Origin of the sequence: Streptomyces odonnellii, assembly GCF_000981895.1 — a bacterium.
GTDB lineage: Bacteria > Actinomycetota > Actinomycetes > Streptomycetales > Streptomycetaceae > Streptomyces > Streptomyces odonnellii.
Window position 1 is genome coordinate 1 of the sequence record NZ_LATD01000348.1, and the last position, 1,442, is coordinate 1,442.

The 1,442-nt window shown below is 70.2% G+C and carries 1 protein-coding gene; it reads left to right on the forward strand.

Annotated elements, in window-relative coordinates:
* Nucleotides 1-61 precede the first annotated feature (61 nt).
* Nucleotides 62-1,303 (forward strand): IS701 family transposase, encoded by a 1,242-nt coding sequence (locus tag WH07_RS28845; RefSeq protein ID WP_079023637.1) that lies wholly within the window; start codon nucleotides 62-64, stop codon nucleotides 1,301-1,303.
* Nucleotides 1,304-1,442: the final 139 nt, after the last annotated feature.

Below are 1,442 nucleotides of genomic sequence, written 5' to 3' on the forward strand. Positions count from 1 at the left end.
CTAGTAGTGCTTCGTTAGGTTGGTTTGATCGTGCGGTTGGTGGTGGTGCATGCTGCCGGTTGTGGATCTTGGGGAGGTTGAGCGTCTTCGCGGGGATCTCGGCGGGTTCGTCGCGGAGATGTTCGCTACGCTGAAGCGCAAGGACCAGCAGCGGTGGGGTGACTGCTACCTGCGCGGGCTGATGCTGGACGGCCGGCGCAAGTCGATCCAGCCGATGGCCGAGCGCCTGCCGGACGGCAACATGCAGGCGTTGCAGCAGTTCGTCAGCCAGTCGCCGTGGGACCACGCTCCCGTGCTGCGGGCCATCGCGGCCAAGGTGACCGGGGAGATCGCCCCGGAAGCGTGGGTGATCGACGACACGTCCTTCCCCAAGGCCGGGGACCAGTCGGTCGGGGCGGCGAGACAGTGGTGCGGGGCGCTGGGCAAGAAGTCGCTGTGTCAGGTGGGCGTGAGCCTGCACGCGGTCACCGACGCCGCCTCGGTCCCGCTTGACTGGCGGCTCTTCCTTCCTGCTGAGTGGGCTGATCCGGCTGATGAACGCCGTGCGCGGGCCGGGGTCCCTCCGGAGGTGGGGCATCGGGAGAAGTGGCGCCTGGCGCTGGACGCGATCGACGAGGCACTGGGATGGGGTCTGGACGGCAGGACAGTGGTGGCGGACGCGGGCTACGGGCAGATGCACGCTTTCCGCGCCGGGCTGGCCGAGCGCGGCCTGGACTACGTGACCGCCGTCCGGCCGGACACCAGCGCCCATCCCGGCGACGCGGTGCCGACCATCCCGGAGCGGCAGGGACGAATGGGTGCCCCGCGGCTGCCCCGCTACCGCGATCCGGCCCGCTCGCTGAAGGACCTGGTGATGGCGGCCGGGCGGCGACAGCTGCGGCGGTGCACCTGGCGACAGGGCAGCAAAGGCGCGATGACCAGCCGGTTCATCGTCCTCCAAGTCCGCCCGGCCGGCGTCGCGGCGAAGAAGACCGCCCTGGACCGCCCGGGGGGCCGTGCCGGCTGGGATGGTGTCCTGCCCGCCGAGACCCTGATCGCCGAATGGCCACCGCACACCGACGAACCGACCGACTACTGGCTCACCAGCCTGGCCGCCGACACCCCGCTGCGGCACCTGGTCCGCATGGCGAAGATCCGCTGGCGCATCGAGCACGACTACCGCGAACTCAAGCACGGCCTCGGACTGGACCACTTCGAGGGCCGCACCTGGCGCGGCTGGCACCACCACGTCACCCTCGTCACCGCCGCCCACGCCTTCCTCACCCTCCGGCGCCTGGACCCAAAAGCCCAAGCGCCGGCCTGACCTTCTACCAAGTCCTCAACGCCATACGGGACCTGCTTCTGTGCTGGACCGGCGCATGCCCCACCTGCCACCAGGACTTACCGTCCCGGCCCAGACCGGGCCGCCCCCCGCCCGACACAACCTAACGAAGCACTACTAG